The organism is Pseudoalteromonas sp. APAL1, assembly GCF_021532475.1.
GTDB lineage: Bacteria > Pseudomonadota > Gammaproteobacteria > Enterobacterales > Alteromonadaceae > Pseudoalteromonas > Pseudoalteromonas lipolytica_C.
In genome coordinates, this window is sequence record NZ_JAKGAW010000034.1 from 24202 (window position 1) to 46584 (window position 22383).

Genomic DNA, 22383 nt, shown 5'->3' on the forward strand with positions numbered 1-22383 from the left:
TGCTCCTATCGTGTTAATGTTTTGAGGATGTCAGCAAATACACCTGCTGCTGTTACTTCAGCACCAGCACCATAGCCACGAATCACGAACGGACGTGGTTGATAGTATTGACTTAAAATTGCTAATGCATTTTCACCATCGCGAATATCATAAAGTGCGTGACTGCTATCGACAGCCTCAATACCGACTTTACAATGACCATTTTCAATTGTGCCTACATAACGTAGAACTTTACCTTCACTGGCTGCACTTTGAATGCGGTCGTTAAATTCAGCATCTAGACTAGGTAGCTTCGCCATAAACTCATCAACAGAGTCGCCTTCTGCAAACCCTTTTGGTAATACAGACTCTACTTCGATATCGCTCAGTTCTAACTCAAGACCTGATTCACGAGCGATAATCAACAGCTTGCGGGCTACATCTGTGCCCGATAAGTCATCACGCGGGTCTGGCTCAGTAAAACCACTTTCTTTCGCTTTTAATGTTGCTTCGCTAAGTGATAAACCATCCTGAAGCGCACCAAACATATACGATAATGAGCCCGATAGAATACCGCTGAACTTAATTAGTTCGTCACCTGCACCAAATAATGATTTGAGATTATCAAGTACCGGTAAGCCTGCACCTACGTTTGTTTCGTATAAAAACTTACGGTTATTCTTTTGTGTCGCTGCAACTAAATCTTGGTAGTACGCATACGAGCTAGTATTGGCTTTTTTGTTTGCCGCAACCACATGGAAACCTGCATTTAAGAAATCAACATATTGCGCAGCAAGTTTATCGGCTGAGCTACAATCAACAATTACAGGATTAATAAGGTGGTTTTGTTTTACAAATTGCTCAACTAAATTAAGGTCGAAGCCTTGTTCAGAGGCTGCGAGTTTATCCTGCCAACCATCAAAAGCGATACCTTCACTGTCTAGGTATAACTGTTTTGAATTCGCAACACCGTATAAATTAAGCTTGATATTACGCTTTTCGAGCCACGCTTGTTGACGCTCTAATTGCTGGATAAGCTCTTGCCCAACTAAACCACAACCAAGTAAAAACACGTCGATTGATGGGATGTGAGTAAAGAAGTTCTCGTGACACACTTTTACTGCGTCGTTGCATAGCTCACCGTCAATCACTGCTGAAATAGCACTTTCAGTTGAATCTTGTGCAATAGCTACAATATTCACTTGTGCTTGAGCTAATGAAGCAAAGAACTTGGCCGCTAAACCTTTGTGAGCACGCATGTTATCACCCACTAAAGTGACAATTGCAAGGTTACGTTGTACTTGTACTGGCTCGATTAAACCAGCTTGCGATTCTAATTCAAAGGCTGTTTGCAGTGCTTCAAGAGCTAACGATAAATCACTCTCATGCACACAAAAGCTGATACTAAATTCACACGAAGATTGAGTAATTAATACGATTGAGACATTGTCATGAGCCAAGGCATTAAATACTTTTGATGCCATCCCCACTTTACCCTTCATACCAGGCCCTGACACCGTCAACATAGCGAGGTTTTGTAAACGTGATAACGCTTTAACTGGCTCGTTAGATACACTGTCGTTACTGATCACAGAACCTTCGGCACGTGGGTTATGAGTATTTTTAATCTCGCACGGCACACCCGCTTTGGCACAAGGTAAAATCGTTTTCGGGTGCAATACTTTCGCACCAAAATAAGAAAGCTCCATCGCTTCTTTATAAGATAGCGAATCAACTTTAGAAGCTTTTTTAATATAACGCGGATCTGCGTTGTAAACACCATCAACGTCAGTCCAGATTTGGCATACATCAGCGTCTAAACACGCCGCAGCTATTGCAGCAGAATAATCAGAGCCATTACGACCAAGAGTAGTCAATTCACCTTGCTCATTCGCAGCAGTAAAGCCCGGCATAATATAAATAGTGCTTGGGGCAGCTTTTAACGCTTCTTGAAAACGTAATTTGCTTACATTAAGGTCAGCCTCTGCATCAATGTAGCCACCCACTGAAGCAATACATTCTGTTGCTTCTAAATAACGTGCATTGCTTTGTTTGAGCATACATTCCATTAGAGCAACACTAATACGCTCACCAAAGCTAATTACATAAGCGCGTACTTGATCTGGACAACATTTTAATAGCGCCACTCCATCAAGCTTATTTTTTAACTCACTTAAGTCTGGCCAGTTTGCTACTTGACCATAGTCTGCTTCTACCGCCGATTTTAGCTGCTCACAGCGATTGATTAAATTCTGCCACTGCTCACTAAAGTCTTGACCTTGTTCAGCTGTACTTGCCAATGCAACCAAAGAGTCTGTCATGCCACCCGGTGCAGATAGCACTAATAACATTTCATCTTTCAGTTCTTCTTTGACTAACTGAGCTACCTGTTGCAAACATGCGTAGTCGGCCAAGGACGACCCACCAAATTTTAATACTCGCATTATTTATGTTTCCTCATTCCATAAACGAAAAAGGCCTGTGTTCTAGTGAACACAGGCCTATAATTTTGTTGCACCGACCTATGCCACTATCCCGTAAGGATGATGGTTGTAATAATAATGGTCGTTGCGTGATTAAATGTTTTCATAGTCTGTAGACTGCCTTAAAAACAGCCAAGATGTCAACCCTTAAAAAAAGATAAATTATGCATTTAAATAATTTTAAAAGTTAACGAATACCAAATTTATGCAAAGTAGCTTTTAAGCGCACAATATCTATCGGTTTATCAATGAAGTCAATTGCACCCAACTTTACTACTCTTTGCTTCATTTCTGCTTGAATATCAGCCGAAATAACGATAACAAAGCATTCTATTTTTTCTGCCTTGATTGATTCGAGCACTTCGATCCCATCGATTTCTGGCATTGTTAAATCTAGGCACAGCAAGTCAAAACTTTGCTCTCTTAACAAGGCAAGCGCTTCTCGACCATTTGAGGCTTGTTGAATATCAGCACTGAGACAATCATCTAAACAGCGCACAACCTGTTTTCTGGCTATTGTAGAGTCATCACAGACCAGCACGGTAAAATTAAGATTATCCATGAAATAAAATCTTCGTTGTCACAATTACAACGTAAAAAAAGTCTAAAATTAAATACGGTACAAATTTATAACACACTTTTATTAGTGCAGTAAGGCTAAGTTTATTAAGAAATTAGTAACAATTAATAAACTTCCAGTAAAAAAGGATATATTTATTTATTTTTAAGCATTTATTAGCTAACTTTAGAACTAGCTGAATGTATTAATCATGTCACCAAGGAGCTATGGATATTCCATGCTACAAAAAAGCCTGTCAAAAGAGTTATTAACAAATGTACTATCGGTCTACTTTCTACTTACTTTTGTAGTGACATGTGGACAGGTTATTGCTGAATACGTTAACACCAAAGATTACATTCGCGATGAACTAACAACACTGCAAAAAACCTTTAGTCGCAGTTTAACCCGAGCTATTTGGGAACTTAATGATAAACAGACTATTACGACCGCTGAAGGTTTATTAGCAATCCCCATGATTGAAGGCATTATTGTTCGTGACGATAGTGGTGAAGTTCTTTCGCAACTTGGCCGTTCTTTAGATATACATGAACTTTACAGCCAACAGTTAGTGCAAGAAGAAGCCATTATTGAGGACACGCCTTCAGGTTTGTTCGGTTATACATTTCCACTGATTTTTGAGTTTTCAGGTAAAACGACTCAAGTTGGTGATGTCACATTGTTCTCAAGTCGAGAAGTCGTTTTTAGTCGAATCATGATTTCTATCTACTTCTTGATTGGTAATGCAATGATCAAAACCACCTTTTTGATCTTTTTATTCTTACTTGCCTTTAGAAAAAGACTCACAGAGCCTCTTTCACAATTTACAGAACAAATCGAAGATTTAGAGCTCAATGACTTAGAAGGTCGTCATATTGAAGTGAAAACCACCGAGCGTAATGAGCTCAAAGTAATGGAAGAGTCATTCAATCGCCTTATCGACAAAGTTGTACTTTATCGTGAAGAGCTCGAGCACACACAAAAAGAGTTGTTAATCAGTAATGAAAAACTCGATCAACACAATTTGCAGTTAGAACAAGAAGTAGCTCGTAAAACGTCTAATTTGAGTCAAGCGATGATGGACTTACAAGAACAAAAATACGAGCTTGAAAAGCAAAAGCTTACGCTGACCGAAGAAATCGATTTACGTAAACAGACCGAACAAGAGCTGATTGCTAAACAAAACGAGCTGCAGCGTTACCTTGATGAACTCAACATGGCACAAGAGCGTTTAGTCGGCTCTGAGAAAATGGCTGCACTTGGTGGTCTAGTTGCTGGTATCACCCATGATGTAAACACGCCAATTGGCATTGGCGTGACTGCGACTTCATTTTTACAAGAGCGCCTTGATCAAATAGAAGCTGCATATAAAGACAAAACACTCTCGCCAAAAGCGTTAGAAGAATTTATTAATGATGCTAAACAAAGCACCAGCCTATTGACGAGTAACTTAGATAGAGCCTCGGAACTGGTTGCGAGTTTTAAACAAATCGCAGTAGACCAAGCTAGTGAAGCTGTGCGCACTATCAACTTTAAAGAGTACTTAGGTGAAGTCATTCGCTCTCTTCACCCTAAACTTAAGAAAACATCTCATCATATCAATTTAGATTGCCCTAGCGATTTGACCTTAAATTTACCAGCCGGTGCGATTAGTCAGATCTTTACGAATTTGATTATGAACTCTCTGATCCATGGTTTTGAAGGCATCGAAAGTGGCGTGATTGACATAATCATCAAAGATGAAGACGACGAAGTAGTTATCGACTTTAAAGACAACGGTAATGGCGTTTCGAAAGATCAGCTCGAAAAACTGTTTGACCCGTTCTTTACCACTAAACGTGACCAAGGCGGTAGTGGCTTGGGCACGCATATTACCTTTAACCTCGTTAAGCAGACGCTCAGTGGCGATATTGAAGTATCAAGCGAAGTAGGCAAAGGCTTGCATTACCATATTAGTTTTCCGAAAAACATGCCAAAACCACTTTCAATGTTTAACTCATAAGCAATTAGAGCTAATGCCGAAATGATTCATTTCGGCATCAGTTTTTTATTGTTATGATTGGGCAAATTTATTGAAAGGATTAGCCTAATTATGTGGTTTAGTAACCTTATCTGTTACCGTTTTAAACAAGACGTTTCATACTCTCAAGAAGACTTCGACAAAGCCCTAGAGCAAGATCTATTCCGCTCATGTACAGGCCAAGAGCTTTCAACTTTCGGTTGGACAAAAGCGTTCGGTAAGCATGGTCAAACTCTGTCTCATTTCTCTCAAGACAGCATTTTAGTATGCGCTAAGCGTGAAGAAAAAGTTCTGCCAGCCGCTGTTATCAATGAAATGGTGGCAGAAAAAGTTGAGCAAATCGAAGCCGAAGAAAACCGCCCAGTAAAGAAAAAAGAAAAAGACGAACTAAAAGAAAATATTCTGCATACTTTACTGCCTCAAGCGTTCAAAAAGTCGAGCCTACAGTTTGCATTTATTGACCAAAAGAATGGCTGGGTTGTGGTTAACAGCGCAAGCTTTAATAAAGCAGAAGAGCTTTTAGCCCTACTACGTAAATCTCTTGGCACACTGCCTGTGGTACCCGCATTTGCCAACTACGATTTAGATGTATTTTTAACTGACTGGTTAACTAATTTCAGTACCCCTGAGGGCTTTTCTATCGGTAACGATGCAGAGCTTGAAGAAGCCGATGACAGTGGCGCTCAGGTAAAATTAAAAGGCCATGACCTATCTTGTGATGAAGTTAAATCTCACCTAGAAAATGGTAAGCGCGTAACTAAGCTTGCTCTTGATTGGCAAGAGCGCGTTAAGTTCATGCTGCAAAACGATGGTTCTATTAAGCGCTTAAGCTATTCAGAAACATTAAAAGAAGAAAACGCCGACATTCCAAAAGAAGATATGGCGGTAAAACTTGATGCAGACTTTATCTTAGCATCAGAAGAAATTAAGCAGTTGCTAGAAGATCTGACCCAAGGCTTAGGTGACGCAGAAGATTTATAAAATTAACTCAGATAATGGTTAATATTAAAAGCGCGACTTGGTCGCGCTTTTTTGTTGTAGTTATTCAGTAAAAATTGCTTTTACTTCATTAAGCATGTCGTGATACTCATCTTCGTTGAACATATCAAGAGATTCAATCACACCTTTGTCCATGTAGGTTTGTAATGCTGCTGACTTATCAGAAACCTGTAAGATCCCTTCTAATATCGCGCCAATACGAATGAAGTCGACATAACATATATGCTCTGGACGATAGTTTGGATTTGCCCAACTTTCAGCAACTTCGACAAACTCATCAGTAAAGCCCCAAGCGCGCATAATTGCACCACCTACTTTACCGCCCAACTTTTGGATAGCATGAGCAAGGAAACTTGGGTTTGCGAATACTTCAGGATGCTTTTCAGCTTCAGTTAAAATTGGCAAGACACCAATGTTATAAACTAGTGCAGCCAAAGTAATTGTGTCGCGATTAAGCGAGGTTTGCTTATTTCTGCGTAGGAAGAAATCCATTAAAGTAATTGAGTGACACGCGACTTTAAGGGTTTTTTGCCACGCCTTATCCATATAGCCTTTGATCAACTCATTGTGCGACACAAACAGCTGCTCCATCGCCATTGCTGTGGCGATGTTTTTTATTTGTCGTAAGCCTATTCGTGTTACCGCTTGATGCAAATTGGTCACTTTTACTGAGCGCCCCATAAATGCACTATTAGCTACCTTTATCATTCGCGCAGATAATGCAGGGTCGTGTGAAATAACATCAGCCATGTCCATTAGGTTTACGTTTGGATTATCTGCAGCCTGCCTCACCTTCACTGCAACTTCAGGCAATGTAGGTAGTACTAATGTATCGTTATTAATTCTATCGACCAATATGGTCAGTAATGCATTTTCTGTTGACATATGTGTGCCATCCTCTTGGGGTAGCTCACTTTACAGGTAAGCTACTGACTGACATTATTAAATTAATTATAGTTTTAGTATTGACTAACTTAGCGCTAAAGTTAAGAAAATCACAGCAATAATCTATTTTTTATTATTAACTAATAATTTTAGGCTAAATACACCCCTAAATAGAGTAAACTTGTCAGGTACGCATCAGTTTTGCTTTAATGCGTGCTCGTTTTGTTTTCTAAACAATCACTCTCACCAAAAAATCGGGAACGGGCAAAAATGACATTAAATAAAATTAGCCAAGCACTTATCTTATCTGGCGCTGTTTTTCTTGGCGCATGTTCTGAACAACCAGCAACATCATCAGAAGCGAAACCTACAACTGAGCAAAGTGCTAAAGAAAATAACCCGCAACTTATTAATATCGATCGCAATCGTTTAGATATTTACACTGACTTTACCCTTACATCAGATTTAAGCCATCTAAGCGACAACCAAAAACAAATGATCGGTAAGTTAATTGATGCATCAAAAATCATGGATGAGCTATTCTGGCGCCAAGCATTTGGCGAGAATAAAGATGCTTTCCTTGCGAAAATTAATGATCAGAAAATACAAAAATTTGCTGATATCAACTATGGCCCTTGGGATCGCTTAAATGGCGATGAAGTCTTTTTATCTGGCTATGAAGAAAAAGCAGCTGGCGCTGAGTTTTATCCTCGTGATATGAGCAAAGAAGAGCTAAACAAAGCAATTTTAGATGATAAAACAGGGCTTTACTCTGTCATTAAGCGTGACGAAAAAGGTTTACTTTATAGCGTTGCTTATTCAGTAGAATACGCACAAGAGCTTGAAAAAGCGGCCAACTTACTGCGCGAAGCAAGCCAGCTTGCTGATGATAAAGAATTTGCAAATTACTTAAGCATGCGCGCAGATGCGCTTGTGACTGATGACTTTAGAGCTTCTGATTTTGCATGGATGGATATGAAAAATAACCCAATCGATGTGGTTATTGGTCCGATTGAAACTTACGAAGATCAGCTATTCGGTTATCGTGCAGCCTATGAGTCGTATGTGCTTGTTAAAGATCTTGCCTGGAGTGAACGACTAGCTAAGTTTGCGGCGTTTCTACCTGAACTGCAAAAAGGCTTACCTGTTGACGACAAGTACAAACAAGAGGTCCCTGGCTCTGATGCAGATCTGAACGCGTATGATGTAGTTTACTATGCTGGCCACTCTAATGCAGGTAGTAAAACAATTGCTATCAACCTACCAAATGATGAGCAAGTTCAACTAGAAAAAGGCACCCGTCGTCTGCAACTTAAAAACGCTATGCGTGCTAAATTCGATAAAATCTTAGTGCCTATCTCTGAGCAGTTGATTGTCCCTGAACAACGTAAACACATTACCTTTGATGCGTTCTTTGCCAACACAATGTTCCATGAAGTAGCGCATGGTTTAGGTATCAAAAACACGATTACCGATAAAGGTACTGTTCGCCAATCATTGCAAGAGCATGCAAGCGCACTTGAAGAAGGTAAAGCCGATATCTTAGGTCTTTACATGGTTGAGCAATTACTTAAGAAAGGCGAAATCACTGATGGTACATTAGAAGATTACTACATCACCTTTATGGCAGGTATCTTCCGCTCTGTACGTTTTGGTGCATCAAGCGCACACGGTAAAGCGAACATGATCCGCTTTAACTTCTTTGCTGAAGAAGGTGCTTTCTCTAAAAATGCTGACGGCCTATACAGCGTTAACATGGAGAAAATGAGCCTTGCAATGGAAAAACTGTCTCGCTTAATTCTTACCATTCAAGGTGACGGTGATTATCAAAAAGTGGATCAATTAATCGCCACTCATGGTGAAATTAAAGCAGAACTTGCAAAAGACTTAGAAAAACTAAGTAAAGCAAACATTCCTGTTGATGTTACCTTTAAACAAGGTAAAGAAGTATTGGGTCTATAAGTTTATTGCAGGCGCTCGCTTGCAGTAATTAATAGCAAAACTCAAATAAAAAACGCTGCCATGATGCAGCGTTTTTTAATGATGAGCGACAAAGCTGAGTTCATACTTTTTGTTCAAACGAACAATATCCCCGTTGATCAACATTTTTTGAAACTCAGCATTAAAAGCATTAATAAATTCATCGAGTTCACGACTTTTACTAAAACCAAAATAGCCTTGATTGACTGTCACGATTGGCGATAGCATAACCACTTTATCTTTAATATTTAAACTATCTATAACAGGTTTCGCAGCACGAGGGTGAGTCAGGATAACATCGACCCTGTCATACATTAATTGCAAAAAACTAGCCCTGACACTGGCGACCTCAGACAGCGACAAACTCGAAGCATTGCGTTTAAACTCATCACCATAGTTCCAACCGCGAATAACCCCAATAGTATCTTTTCGTAAACTGGCAAAATTACCTACCCACGTAACCTCACTATCCGGTTTGGTGTAAAAAACTATCGGGTCTTCGTAAAATGGTAAAGCACTATAATGCATGTACTGTTCACGCAAATGGGATTTGTATGGGCCAATAATGGCATCAGCATGGCCTTGTTCAACCATCTTCAAGGCACGTTTCAACGGCATAATATCAATAACTAGCGTATGACCCAACCGACGACATATTTCGTGAGCAATATCGGCACCAAGGCCGACCACCTGGCCTTGTTCATTATGTTCTAAAATCGATGGAAAATGGCTGCCAACAAAATAATAACTTTTCGCAACGCTAGGTGCTGAACTCAAAGCAAAGAGCACGACAAAAATATACATTTTCATTACGAGGTGCTCTTATATTCTTTCATTTATTTATCCTAGTTCATCCTAGCTATTTTACATCAATTAGAAGTGTGCTTTTAGCTGTTTAATTTGCTCATCAGTATAAGGGATGGCTGGGAGCTTGCCCCACACAGGCGCAGGCCATGCTGGGTCAGATTTAAAGCGCGCGATATGGTGAATGTGTAATTGTGGCACCATGTTGCCAAGTGCAGCCACATTCAATTTATCTGGTGTGAATACCTGTTGAATCAACTTACTAAGCTTAGCTGACTCTTGTAAAAAAACGATTTGCAGCTCTTCGGATAGATCAATGATTTCTCTTAACCCTGCCTGCCTAGGAACTAAAATGAACCACGGATACTGGCTGTCATTCATCAATAACACTTTGCATAACGGCCAATCAGCAAGTTCGATACAGTCTCGTGCTAGTTCTGGGGCCAAAGAAAACAGCATATCGGCATTTTTCATCAATAAATCCTTTGATAATGGGTAAACATCTCCTACTTTATAGCATTTTGTTGCAGTTGCCTAAGCTTACCATTACCATCGTGGCAGTTTTTATTCGAGCGAAGGTACCCTTGTGCTAAAAAAAATTAAATCTCTCTCACTCGCCTTGCCAGTCATTGCAACGGCACTCAATGTAAGCGCTGAACCACTGTCTCTTGAGCGAATTTTTGACGACCCTAGCCTTGCAGGCAAAGCCCCAGTACAACTTAAATTCTCTCCTGACGGTAGCCGAGTTACTTACTTGCAGGGGAAAGCGGATGACTATAACCGCTACGACCTATGGGAATACAATTTAAAAGATAACAAAAATCGCTTATTAGTTGACTCTGCAGCACTATTTTCTGGCCCAGAAAACTTATCTGACGAAGAAAAAGCCCGCCGTGAACGCCAGCGTATTTTTGGTAAAGGGATTTTAGAATATAAATGGTCAAAAGATGGTAAAGCGCTTTTATTTCCACTAAATGGTGATCTTTACTACTATGATCTTGCCTCTGCAAAAAGTCGAAAACTTACTGACACAGAAGCATTCGAAACCGATGCACGTTTCTCACCTAAAGGCCACTATGTGTCGTTTATTCGTGAGCAAAACCTATATGCACTTAACTTAAAAACGGGTCAAGAAATCCAATTAAGTAAAGATGGCGGCGGCGTAATTAAAAACGGCATGGCCGAGTTTGTTGCGCAAGAAGAAATGGGCCGTATGACTGGTTACTGGTGGTCTGGTGATGAGTCTAAAATCGCTTATACCCGTGTTGATGAAAGCCCAGTAAAAGAAGCGATCCGTAATGAAATTTACGCGGATGAAGTAAAGCTTTTTAACCAACGCTACCCGTTTACAGGTACCGACAACGTTAAAATTCAGTTAGGTGTTGTGAGCATTAACAACCAAAAAACTGACTGGGTTGATTTAGGCGACGATCAAGACATCTATATCGCTCGTGCAAAATGGTTAAAAGATAACAAAACGCTCTCTTACCAGTGGCAAGATCGTTCGCAACATAACTTAGAGTTACGTTTTTATAATAGCGACACTAAAAAGCAAACAGTTGCCCTAACAGAAACCAGTGATACTTGGATTAACTTGCACTTTGATTTGCAGTTCTTAAACGATAAGAAACATTTCGTTTGGGCATCTGAGCGCGACGGCTTTAAACACCTGTATTTGTATCGCACAAATGGTGAAATGATCCGTCAAATCACCCAAGGCGAATGGGTTGTTGATAGTTTAAAAGGTATCGACGAGAAAAAAGGCATTGTTTATTTTGCGGGTCGTAAAGACACAGCTCTTGAGAGCCATCTTTACAGTGTACCGCTATTCAAAAAAGGTGAAATTAAGCGCGTAACTGAGCTAGGTGCTTACCATAATGTGGTGATTGCTAAAGATAACAAAACCTTTATCGATAACAGCTCATCAGTGAATAAGCCTGGCTCAGCAGCATTACGTAAAATTAATGGCGAATTTATCACTTGGCTTGAAGAAAACAAGTTAGATAAGTCACACCCATTAACGCCTTACCTAGCTGATTTGATCACGCCTGAATACGGCACGTTAAAGGCTGAAGACGGACAAATCATGCATTACCGTTTATTCAAGCCAACTAATTACCAAGATGGTAAAAAGCACCCAGTTATTGTTAACGTTTATGGCGGCCCTCATGCCCAGCGTGTAACGAACAGCTGGCGTAGTAAAAACTTATACTTCCAGTACATGGCACAACAAGGCTATGTTATTTTTCAACTTGATAACCGTGGTTCATACAACCGTGGTAAAAAGTTTGAAGACGTGATTTATAAGCACTTAGGTGTGGCTGAAGTGGCAGACCAAATTAAAGGTGTCGAGTTCTTACGCACCCTTGATTACGTTGACCCTGAGCGTATTGGTATTTATGGCCACAGCTACGGTGGTTACATGGCGCTTATGACTATGTTTAAAGCGGGCGACTACTTCAAAGCCGGTGTTTCTGGTGCGCCAGTAACTGATTGGGCACTTTACGACACTCACTACACTGAGCGTTATGTAGGTCACCCTGCAACTAACGCAAAAGGCTACGAAGCAAGTGCAGTTTTCCCATATGCCGAAGGCTTAAAAGGCCCACTGATGATTTACCACGGTATGGCTGATGATAACGTGTTATTTACTCATGCCACTAAGTTATTTAAACAACTGCAAGATCAAGAAAAACAGTTCGAAATGATGACTTATCCGGGCTCAAAACACAGTTTACGTGGTAAGAGCGTACAAACGCACTTACACCAAACCATCACAAGTTTCTTCAACCGACACTTTAACGTTGAGTAATCACGTTTTATTTCGGTAACTTAGACTAAAGGCTGATTGTTAAATCAGCCTTTTTTTTGTCTCAATGTATTCTACTATTTAACTAGATTTTCGACCTATTTTGGCTACGCTTAATACATTGCTCCTATGAGCATGACGAAGGAACACACATGAATTTACGCCGTTTTACAATTTTTCAGCGCCTCGCCATGTTAGTGAGTGTGGTCGTGATAGGGCTGATATTTTTAAGCGTCTCGAGTTTAACGCAGCAATACAGCTCGCTAAAACATGAGCAATACATTAAAACCCAAAACCTTGTTGAATCTGCTTACTCTATCATTGAGCATAACTATGCGTTGTTTGAGCAAGGTAAGCTGAGTGAGCAACAAGCAAAACAAGCAGCCCTCGAAACAATTTCAGCACTTCGTTACGACAACAACAATTACTTTTGGATCAACGATTATCAACCCGTTATGGTCATGCACCCGTTTAAGCCCGAATTAAATGGTAAATCGCTAGCGGGCAGTAAAGATCCAGATGGCGTGTTGTTATTTGTCGATATGGTTAATATCGTCAAAAAACAAGGTGAAGGTTTTATTCCTTATAAGTGGCCAAAGCCAGGTAAAGACGAGCCGGTTGATAAAATTGCCTACGTAAAAGGCTTTGATAAATGGCAATGGATTGTTGGTTCTGGTGTCTATATTGATACTATTGAAGAAGCATTCTCTTCGCTACGTAACAATGTGATTATTATCGCGGTAGTGATCATTGCCCTACTAGTTGCACTAAGCTACCTCATTGCCAATAGCATCTTGCGCCCGACACAACTTGCCGCCGACATGATGAAAGACATCTCGCAAGGTGAAGGCGACTTAACCCAAAAGCTTGATGAAAATGGCAATGATGAAGTGTCTCGTTTATCGCGCTACTTTAATTTGTACACCGCAAAAATGCGTGAGTCACTGAAACATGTTGCCCACAATGCCGAGCAAGTAAATCAGTTTGCCCATAGTGTTGATGATGCCAGTAAAACAAATCACTCTTTTATTGAGCTACAAAACGACAGCTCGACTCAGGTAGCAACCGCAATGGAACAAATGACTCATCAAATTCACGATGTTAGTCAAAATGCCGATCAAGCTGAGCATGCCGCTAATGAAGCTGCGCAAAATGCCGAAGCGGGCAAGCAGGTTCTTAACAAGACCATTACCGCCATTGAGACACTGTCGCATAATATTGAACAAGTGAGTAAGGTAACGGCGGATCTTGCTGCGGAGAGTAACAACATTGGCTCAGTACTTGATGTTATCCGCAGCATTGCTGAGCAGACCAACTTACTGGCACTCAATGCTGCCATTGAAGCAGCTCGTGCTGGCGAGCAAGGTCGAGGCTTTGCCGTAGTAGCTGACGAAGTACGAACATTAGCAAGTCGTACAGGTAAAAGCACTGACGAAATTCAAGCCATGATCAGTAAATTACAAACCGGCGCACAAGCTGCTGTTGATGCTGTATCGGCAAGCCAACAGTTATCAACTGAAACGGTTTCACAGGCAGGTGAAGCAAATAGCTCATTGAGTGAGATTGAGCGACTTGTCACCATTATCAAAGATATGAACAGCCAAATCGCCCGCGCTACTGAGCAACAAACCAGCGCCGCAGATGAGGTTAATTTACGGATTAATGAGCTTTCACAATCAACCGAGCAATCACTGTCGAATACCGAAGGACTTTCGAACGCCAGTGAAAACTTAAAGCAAAGCTCACAAGCGTTAAGTGATGTCGTAAACCGCTTCAAGCTCGACTAACGCCACAAAAAAGCCCCGTACAGCTGTGCGGGGCTTTTACAATGAATTAGCTTGCTGCTAATTGAATAAATAGTAGTACCTTAATTAAAAGGCCCTTATAGGATTAGGCTTATATTTATCATGCTCATTTAGAATTTCGTATGGCACATTCAACCGCTCTGAAATCATTTGCACATCACGTTTAATACTTGAATAGCTGCTATGAACCATTAACACATACATTTTACTTTGTTTACTATAAAACCCAAACTGAAAAGCGGTATAAGGATAACTACTACCGCCAGAGCAATAGTGAGAAATAACTAAAAACTGGCTGATATCTTCAATACGTACAAGCTCTTTGCCATCTTCTTTGTAATAGCCAGAGTTAAAGTCGAATTCCTTTTTAATTCGTGATTTTCTAAAAACAATAAAAACAACAATGTATGAAAATAAAGAATAAACAACCAAAGTGATAATAAAACCCACATACTCCGCCTTTCTGAGCAGTTGATATGAAACAATACAAAAAGTAAACAAAATTAGACTATAAAAAAAATAAGGGAGCATCTTATATAAAAATGTTTTTTTCACATATATTTTATTATTATGAGAAAACAAATAAGCTGATTTATGGTTAGCCCCCCCACTCATTCCAAAAGTCAAAACCTCTTCACCTTCTCTAAACATAAACCCCTCTAAAATTGTGTTGCATTTAACTTATTAAAAAGCTCTTATAGGATTAGGCTTATATTTATCATGCTCATTTAGAATTTCGTATGGCACATTCAACCGTTCAGAAATCATTTGCACATCACGTTTAATACTCGAATAGCTACTATGATCCATTAACACATACCCTTTATTTTCCTTGCAATAAAAGCCAAACTGAAAAGCTGTATAAGGCGAACCACTACTACTTGAACAATAGTGAGAAATAACTAAAAACTGGCTGATATCTTCAATACGCACAAGCTTTTTGCCACCCTCTTTGTAATAGCCAGACTCAAAGTCGAACTCTTTTTTTACTCGAGATTTTCTAAAAATAAAAATAAAAAAACTAGCAAGAAAGGAGTAAAAAACAAAACATACAACAATAAGTTTATATTCCTCCATAATAAAAAATTCATATGATATTTTACAAAAAGTAAGGATAAGTGGAATATAAAAAAAATAAGGAAACATACTACCTAGAAAAGTTTTTTTCACATATACCTTCTCATTACAAGCAAGCAAAAAAGCGGCTTTAAAATTAGCTCCCCCCCCCATTCTAAAAGTTAAAACCTCTTCACCTTCTTTGAACATAAATCCCTCTAAAATTGTGTTGCATTTAACTTGTTATAAAATTCGCGGCTAGTAAGTACAGAGCTAAATAGAGGTTCATCATATGAATGTTTTAATTTATGGCTTTTTTTATCTACTGCAAACAACATGTAGTTTGAAAATTCAGCATGCTTTACTTTAGCAATATAATAAATTGTTTCTTTTGTTTTTAGTGTCGTCACAAATTTTATTTCACTTATATTACCAATAAACTGCATGTACGCTGTCGCTGTATAATATTTAATACTCATATCCTGCTCACCATACATAACAGGTATTAATACTTGTGGATCATAATTGTGCCAAAATTCTGTTGTATCTTTACTATGTTGCCATACTGCTTGAATATATTTGTTTATATTAGCCAAACCCTTATCTTTGTTTACATTAACCTCTGCAGAGCTACCTTTGCTAAAGGTAACTTTAGAAGCTAAAGGAGTTAAATCGAACTTAACAGTAACGGGGTTTACTTTATTAACGCCGTAATCAGGAAAGTAATCCACTGTAAAATCAAAGCTTTTTGTGCTTTTAAAATGTGGTTTATGTTCAGCTAAGGCAATAACACTTGATACCATGCCAGAGTTATCACTTCCCCTTACCATCATATCGCTTACTGCACATCTTCGCTGTTGACTACAATAGACTGCATCGTACCAACTCATTGCTTTACCATTAATTCCCCAATCAAGTGAGAGCACTGCATACTCTCCCCATAGGTAGTTATTATTTAGCTCAAGAGCACTTAGCTTGTTGTAGTTTGAAAATTTATCGGGCCTGCGTTTCAATTCTTTACTAATGTTAGCCCGTGTACCATCTCCCTCAAAAAGAGTGGTCAGTAATTGTTTTGTGTTATCAGCTTTTGCAAAACGATAATACTGCTGCAGTGCTTGCAGCTCTTTACTTGGTGCCTTTTTTGTCAGTAAGCCTTGTCCACTATAATTATCAGTCTGCTGAATACTAGCAATAACAACAACCTCACCATTGGCATCGCTGGCAAGTGGTACATATACCTGCTTAGCATTAGTAGAAAAAACACCCCCTATAATGAATAGAAAAAATAGTTTATTCATAATCACTTCCTTTTATATATCCCTTAAAAAATTAGAGATAATTAATTAAAATTAAAAACTTGAATTTAAAATATAAATCAATAAAGAACATGAAAACTTAAACTACACAAGAAGTGAAAAAATATAAAAAGAAAATAAATCTTATTTGAGTGCAAGACCATATCCATATATAAAAATCCATTTACAAATTTAGCGTACAAGACAAAACCAAATAAAACAAAAGATAAAAATTAAAAAGCCATTAAAACAGATTAATTTATTGCGTTATATTTACCTGGCAATAAAAAACAACTAACTCACTAAAACTAAGCACCACAAAAAAGCCCCACACTGCTGTGCGGGGCTTTTAAAACTAAAAACTTATAGCTTTTAGCTTATAAACAATAACGAGCGAATAAGCTGCTTACTGTTGCTGCGGTAGGCTTACCATGTTGCCAATCACCGCCTTCTACGCCGCTACCTGCGATGTCCATATGAACATACGGTAATGGTTGCGCTGATTCAGTGCCATGTTTATCTAAACCACCAACAATTGCTAAGAATGCCATTGGGAACTGGTGACCACGAGCAGTCACTGCAGAAGCTGCATTATTACTTGATAATACATCATCAGCTAACGTGCGAGGACGAATGAAGTCATAATCTTCACGGCGGCTACGAGATACTTCGGCGCCATCTGCCCATAAATCGCCTAAGTCAGCAATTTGGCGCGAAATTTTCGCTGCGCGAGCTGGACCATTTTCAACATATGCGCTGTAAGGACCCATAGCACGTGCTGCGTGGCCTGTTAGTGTTGCAACAGTGAATAGCTCTGGATTTACTTCGTTTAAAGCACGATCTTTCATTTCGCTTAGTAAGTCACCCATTGCTAAACGGCCTTCAGCATCTGTGTTACCGATACGAACACGAACGCCTTCACGGCTGGTAATGATTTCGTCAGGAACAAAACAATCAGAACCAATTGAGTTACGAACTACGGCTAAATAAGCAATCACTTTTACGCCTTTTGGTGCAAAGTCAGCCACTGATTTCATAAAGCCAGCAACCGAAGCTGCACCGCCTTTATCACGGCTCATACCAGCCATAAAGCCACCCACTTTAAGGTCAGCACCACCGGTATCGTAAACTAAACCTTTACCAACAAACATTAAGGTGCGCTCAACGTCGCCTTCAGGAACATACTCTAGTTTTACAACACGCGGATGATGACGCTCAACAGCATAAGATGCGCGCGCTACTGTGCTCATCATTGGGTAATCTTTATCGATAGTGTTGATATCTGAAATCACTTCTACAGACACTTTGCTACCTGCAAATAACTCAACGCAATAATCTGCAAAACGAGGTGGTGCCATACGCTCAGGCTCGGTACCACATAAGTCACGTGCAGCGTATTGACCCGCAGCAATGGCATTCACTGCTTTAACCATCGCTGCATCTGCGCCCACTAGGCTAATTTGGCTAATTGGTTCAATCGCCTGACCATGGTACTCACGAGCTTCAAGTGGTTGCCACAGTGCTTGGCAAGCACCTAAATACGCCACTTCAAGGGCATGCTTGTAACGGCTGTCTTGATTTATATTAGCAAGTAAAATAGCAGGCTGAGTGCTCCCCGATGCTTTGGCTTCTAGTACACCTTGCTTCGCTGCATCAAAGTAACGACGTACATCATCATAATCACGATTTAGAGGGCCTGTAGGCGCTAAAATCACGCGTTTAGAGTCAATGACAAGTAATGTCACTTGTTTACCAATACGTGCGTCTACGGCTTGTTGAGCGCTAATAGCTTGGCTTAAGCTTGCGTCTGCTAAAGAAGAAAAATCATCACCGATAATAATCAATGCATCGTGATTTGCATCCGCTAATTGAGGGGCTGCAACTGCATGAGGGTATGCCATAAAAAAGGTCCTGCTGTTAGAAACATAGGACCTTATTATCATTGATTTAGAGCGCTATTGCCAGCCAAGTAAGACAGCTTACGATATGGCTGGCAAGCTAAGTTTACTGCTCTGTAATGTGTGCTGAGTCTTTACGATGCTTAACAATCACAGACCAAGCTTCAAGCATAACCAGTACGCTCACTACCAGCACTAACAAATCAAGTGTCACCAGTAACCAGTTACCTTGTTGGTAGTACTCGCCCAGTTTAATAACCCCAGCAAAGAACGCCATAACTAATACGAAGCTCATTGGGATCAAGGTGTATTTTGCCGGGCGATTCGCTTTAATAAGCATTACCGATATAACCAGTAAGGTTAAGCTTGCAAGGATTTGGTTAGTCGAACCGAATAATGGCCAAATGATCATACCGCCGCTACCGTCAGCGCCACCAGCACCAAAGGCAAGCAATAAACAGCTAAGTACTGCAATGAGTGTAGCAACAATACCGTTACGAATAATGCTGATATTATAAATATCGCCCCACTCTTGGATGATATAACGCTGCAGGCGCACGCCAGAGTCCATCGTAGTGCCCGCAAACAATACCACCATTACGGCAAGTAATGTCGAGGCAACTTCTTGCGAAATACCCCAGCCGTTTTCAATTAGATTAGCGCCACCATTAATGAAGGCGCTCACACTACCGGCACCTAAGTGGCTATAAATTTCGTGCCATTCTTCTGGTGATACCGCAAGTGCAACACCACTTACTGCAACCAATGTAATAAGCGCAAGCATACCTTCGCCTACCGCACCCAAGTAACCAACAAAGCGGCCATCAGTTTCTTTGTTAAGCTGCTTAGAGCTAGTACCTGAAGAGACAATACCGTGGAAGCCAGATACCGCACCACAGGCTATGGTCACAAATAGCAATGGAATAATACTTGGTGTATCTACCGCCGTTTGAGTATTGAAAGCAGGCGCTGTGATATCAGGCATTGAAATAAATACCGCACCATAAAGCAGTACTAATCCCACTAATAGCTGCATACCGTTGATGAAGTCACGTGGCTGTAACAGCATCCATACAGGGAGTAATGAAGCAATTGCCGCATAAATAAATAAGATGATGATCCAGTTCGCATTAGCACTTAAGCCAAACATTTCATCAGGTAATGCAATTGGCATGCTACTACCAAGATAAATAGTGTAATAAAGGATCCCCACACCAATTAAACAAAGTGGAATTAACGACACTTTACGGCGTAGCAACTGACCAATGACTAACGCCACGACAATCGCTGACCAAGCAGGAAAAACAGCGTTAGGTTGAGATACAAATGATTTGGCAATTACCACACCAAATACCGCATTCACCATCAGCAGTACTAAAAACACCACAATCATAAATAACGCACGGGTGCGTTTACCAATTACGCTTTCAGATAAAGCGCCCATTGATTTGCCTTTGTTACGCGCACTGGCCCATAGAGCCCCCATGTCGTGAACACCAGCAAAAAAGATAGTACCAAATACCACCCAAAGTACCGCAGGCACCCAGCCCCAATATACGGCAATCGCAGGGCCAACAATTGGCGCTGCACCTGCAACAGAAGTGAAATGGTGCCCCCATAACACAACTTTGTTGGTTGGCACATAATCCACACCATCCTCAAGTTCATGAGCAGGTGTGACAAAATTATCATCCATTTTAAATATTTTTTCGGCGATGAATTTCGAATAAAAGAACCATCCGAACAACATACCGACTATTCCGAGCAGCACGATTACGACCGATTGCATAGTCATCTCTCTTATTAAGTTATAATGTTGTCTAAGGTGTTGAACTAGATAGGCCTAGCACCCCAACTAGACACTAACAAACTTTCAAGCACCAAGGTGTTAACCTTTAGTCTAATATACTTAGCTGAAAATGCTCGTGAGCTTGACTCTTTATTCCGACACCTATCCCTAACAGGCGTACTGGCTGGTTGTTGCCTCGCTCATAGGCTTTACTCATTAACTCAGAAAAAATGCGTTCGTCTAATTGGTGATGGCTTTGATCGGCACTGGTAACAACAAAGTTGGCAAACTTTACTTTTACCGATAATTTATTGATGCGGTTACTTAATTGCTGTTTATCAAGACGGCGAGTTAATTCCTCCATCAAGCGGGGTAACTGGCTTAAACATTCGTCTAAATTATTTTTGTTGTATTCATAGGTATGCTCAACACTAAGTGACTTTCGTACTCGCTCAGTTGACACTTTGCCAACGTATTCACCTGCACATTTTTGGTATAAAGACACGCCAAAATTACCAATGTGTTGCTGCATCCAATTAACCCCTTTCGCGCGCACATCAGCCCCAGTGTAAAGCCCTTTCAGTTGCAACTTTTCTAATGTCACCTTACCTACACCAGGAATTTTACCAAGCGGTAAACTCGCCAAAAAGTCATCAACCTCCTCTGGCAATACAACAAACTGTCCATTTGGCTTGTTTTCATCACTGGCAATTTTGGCAATAAACTTAATCGGAGCAACACCTGCGGAGGCTGTCAGCCCGGTGGTGTTATAGATTTCTTGGCGAATTTGCTGCGCCATCAGTGTTGCACTGCCTTTGCATGCTGTACTGTCGGTTACATCTAGGTAGGCTTCATCTAACGATAACGGCTCAATAAGATCAGTGTACTTTGCAAAAATGGCGCGAATTTGCGTGGAGATTTCTTTATAAACCTGCATTCGTCCGGGCACGATAACCAGATCGGGGCACAGTTGCTTGGCATGATAGTTCGACATCGCCGAACGCACACCATATTTACGGGCAATATAATTGGCTGTAGAAAGAACCCCGCGACGACTATTTCCGCCTATAGCCAGTGGCACATTGGCAAGGGCCGGGTTATCACGCATTTCAACGGCCGCATAAAAGCAATCCATATCAATATGAATGAATTTTTTCATCTAACATACAACAACTGTTTATTTATACAGTTATTATTATTTAAATGACCCGAATGTGCAAGCTAGGTAATTTAACTTGTTTGCTCGTTTGTTTGCCGTGATGATTTTTTCCGGCTAACAAGACGTGCTCCAAACAGCCAGAATGCCGCCTCAAGTAGCAACCCTACACCAATTAAGACGATGAATCCTGACATTGTGCCCATGCTGTAACACAGCAGAGCGAGCGCAAGGAGGATGAAAAGAGCGATCCACTTAGCCGCTTTCAAAGTGAGTTGCTGCATAATTAAGATCCTTCAATGTGTGTTAAACCAGTGCACACTTTACGTAAGCGTGAACTTATAAATCTAGCACAATATACTGAGCTTTCTAATTACCTTGAGCTAAAAGCTGCATATTGCTAACCTAAGTTATCTCACAATCAATGAAGATTTACTATGCAATCGTTTATAGAACAACATCCTATCAGAACAAAAATCAATGTTGCATGGGGTGAAATGGATGCCCTGCAACACGTCAACAATGTAGTGTATTTTCGCTACTTCGAAACAGCCCGTATCGATTTTTTTACTCAATTAGGTTTTCTTAAAGATTTACAAGTAACAGGTGTTGGCCCGGTGATCAGCGAAAACAATGCTCGCTATAAACGCCCGGTAACATTTCCTGATACAGTGCATGTTGGTGTTAAGATTAGTGACATTGAACAAGATCGTTTTATGATGCATTACACTGTATTTAGTGAAAGCCAAGATGCTGTAACAACCATTGGCTCATCACAAGTGGTAATGTTTAATTTTAAAACGGGTAAAAAAGCGCTGTTAAATGATGAGTTATTAGCTGCACTTAAAGCCCATTCTAGCGATTAA

18 protein-coding genes are annotated in these 22383 nt (G+C 40.2%); 6 read left to right on the forward strand and 12 right to left on the reverse strand.

From position 1 onward, the window contains the following. Positions 1-5 precede the first annotated feature (5 nt). Positions 6-2423 carry a bifunctional aspartate kinase/homoserine dehydrogenase I gene (gene thrA, locus L1264_RS15485; protein ID WP_235404198.1) on the reverse strand — a complete coding sequence of 806 codons (2418 nt, stop codon included), beginning with the start codon at positions 2421-2423 and terminating at the stop codon, positions 6-8. A gap of 226 nt (positions 2424-2649) precedes the next feature. Continuing rightward, the gene (locus L1264_RS15490; protein WP_199526873.1) at positions 2650-3024 is read right to left on the reverse strand and encodes a response regulator; all 375 of its coding nucleotides are present in this window, start codon (positions 3022-3024) and stop codon (positions 2650-2652) included. Positions 3025-3259: 235 nt separating this feature from the next. On the opposite strand from L1264_RS15490, the gene L1264_RS15495 reads away from it, so the two are divergent. Then, complete coding sequence (locus tag L1264_RS15495; protein ID WP_135923680.1) at positions 3260-5023, forward strand: sensor histidine kinase; 1764 nt, start codon at positions 3260-3262, stop codon at positions 5021-5023. A gap of 90 nt (positions 5024-5113) precedes the next feature. Next, positions 5114-6022, forward strand: a complete 909-nt coding sequence (gene rdgC, locus L1264_RS15500) for a recombination-associated protein RdgC (RefSeq protein ID WP_135923679.1) — start codon at positions 5114-5116, stop codon at positions 6020-6022. 60 nt (positions 6023-6082) lie between these two features. On the opposite strand, the gene L1264_RS15505 is transcribed toward rdgC, so the two are convergent. Further along, the gene (locus L1264_RS15505; RefSeq protein ID WP_135923678.1) at positions 6083-6925 is read right to left on the reverse strand and encodes an HDOD domain-containing protein; all 843 of its coding nucleotides are present in this window, start codon (positions 6923-6925) and stop codon (positions 6083-6085) included. A gap of 270 nt (positions 6926-7195) precedes the next feature. Here L1264_RS15505 and L1264_RS15510 point away from each other — a divergent pair, with 270 nt between their 5' ends. Then, positions 7196-8887: a dipeptidyl-peptidase 3 family protein gene (locus tag L1264_RS15510; RefSeq protein ID WP_135923677.1), complete on the forward strand. Its 1692-nt coding sequence runs from the start codon at positions 7196-7198 to the stop codon at positions 8885-8887. A gap of 75 nt (positions 8888-8962) precedes the next feature. On the opposite strand, the gene L1264_RS15515 is transcribed toward L1264_RS15510, so the two are convergent. Both L1264_RS15515 and L1264_RS15520 read right to left on the reverse strand, forming a co-directional pair. Beyond that, entirely contained in the window at positions 8963-9715 is a 753-nt protein-coding gene (locus tag L1264_RS15515; RefSeq protein ID WP_235404199.1) for a substrate-binding periplasmic protein, read from the reverse strand. A 63-nt stretch (positions 9716-9778) separates the two neighbouring features. Further along, positions 9779-10183, reverse strand: coding sequence for an HIT domain-containing protein (locus tag L1264_RS15520; RefSeq protein WP_135923675.1), 405 nt, complete (start codon positions 10181-10183; stop codon positions 9779-9781). 112 nt (positions 10184-10295) lie between these two features. Between L1264_RS15520 and L1264_RS15525 the strand changes: the two genes are divergently transcribed. Further along, the gene (locus tag L1264_RS15525) at positions 10296-12521 is read left to right on the forward strand and encodes a S9 family peptidase (protein WP_199526871.1); all 2226 of its coding nucleotides are present in this window, start codon (positions 10296-10298) and stop codon (positions 12519-12521) included. 149 nt (positions 12522-12670) lie between these two features. Continuing rightward, positions 12671-14305, forward strand: coding sequence for a methyl-accepting chemotaxis protein (locus L1264_RS15530; protein WP_138558318.1), 1635 nt, complete (start codon positions 12671-12673; stop codon positions 14303-14305). An 84-nt stretch (positions 14306-14389) separates the two neighbouring features. Here L1264_RS15530 and L1264_RS15535 read toward each other — a convergent pair whose 3' ends face one another. The 7 genes from L1264_RS15535 to L1264_RS15565 form a co-directional block, all read right to left on the reverse strand. Next, positions 14390-14974: a hypothetical protein gene (locus L1264_RS15535; protein WP_199526870.1), complete on the reverse strand. Its 585-nt coding sequence runs from the start codon at positions 14972-14974 to the stop codon at positions 14390-14392. A 33-nt stretch (positions 14975-15007) separates the two neighbouring features. Next, positions 15008-15589 carry a hypothetical protein gene (locus tag L1264_RS15540; protein WP_235404201.1) on the reverse strand — a complete coding sequence of 194 codons (582 nt, stop codon included), beginning with the start codon at positions 15587-15589 and terminating at the stop codon, positions 15008-15010. A gap of 8 nt (positions 15590-15597) precedes the next feature. Beyond that, the gene (locus tag L1264_RS15545) at positions 15598-16677 is read right to left on the reverse strand and encodes a hypothetical protein (protein ID WP_199526868.1); all 1080 of its coding nucleotides are present in this window, start codon (positions 16675-16677) and stop codon (positions 15598-15600) included. Positions 16678-17051: 374 nt separating this feature from the next. Next, the gene (locus tag L1264_RS15550; protein ID WP_199526867.1) at positions 17052-18575 is read right to left on the reverse strand and encodes a M17 family metallopeptidase; all 1524 of its coding nucleotides are present in this window, start codon (positions 18573-18575) and stop codon (positions 17052-17054) included. A 103-nt stretch (positions 18576-18678) separates the two neighbouring features. Then, positions 18679-20361, reverse strand: a complete 1683-nt coding sequence (locus L1264_RS15555; RefSeq protein ID WP_135923668.1) for a carbon starvation CstA family protein — start codon at positions 20359-20361, stop codon at positions 18679-18681. 106 nt (positions 20362-20467) lie between these two features. After that, the gene (gene dinB / locus L1264_RS15560; protein WP_199526866.1) at positions 20468-21520 is read right to left on the reverse strand and encodes a DNA polymerase IV; all 1053 of its coding nucleotides are present in this window, start codon (positions 21518-21520) and stop codon (positions 20468-20470) included. Between the two features lie 71 nt (positions 21521-21591). Continuing rightward, the gene (locus L1264_RS15565; protein ID WP_199526865.1) at positions 21592-21801 is read right to left on the reverse strand and encodes a hypothetical protein; all 210 of its coding nucleotides are present in this window, start codon (positions 21799-21801) and stop codon (positions 21592-21594) included. Between the two features lie 153 nt (positions 21802-21954). On the opposite strand from L1264_RS15565, the gene L1264_RS15570 reads away from it, so the two are divergent. Beyond that, positions 21955-22383: an acyl-CoA thioesterase gene (locus tag L1264_RS15570; protein WP_199526864.1), complete on the forward strand. Its 429-nt coding sequence runs from the start codon at positions 21955-21957 to the stop codon at positions 22381-22383.